The organism is Rhodobium orientis, assembly GCF_003258835.1.
GTDB classification, from domain to species: domain Bacteria; phylum Pseudomonadota; class Alphaproteobacteria; order Rhizobiales; family Rhodobiaceae; genus Rhodobium; species Rhodobium orientis.
Window position 1 is genome coordinate 1 of the sequence record NZ_NPEV01000211.1, and the last position, 247, is coordinate 247.

The window sequence follows — 247 nt, forward strand, 5'->3', positions numbered from 1 at the left end:
TCAGGAGATGGCGTCGGATCGACTCGAAGGCTGACATCTGTCTGCAGCTGCTGTTCAAGCCGCTCTTCAATCTTCCTGGCCGTGACATATTTTCCTTCGCGACCGGCAAAAGGACTGTTGTTAACCGCAAACGTCATTTGAAGCGTCGGTTCGTCAATGCGAAGAACCGGAAGCGCCTCTTGATGCTCAATCGGGCAGACGGTTTCTCCGACATTGATGTCTTCCATTCCTGATACAGGGACAAGGT

The 247-nt window shown here is 52.2% G+C and carries 1 pseudogene; it reads right to left on the reverse strand.

Annotated elements, in window-relative coordinates:
• Nucleotides 1-227, reverse strand: a pseudogene (locus CH339_RS25880) (translational GTPase TypA); the annotation flags it as partial.
• Between the last annotated feature and the right edge of the window lie 20 nt (nucleotides 228-247).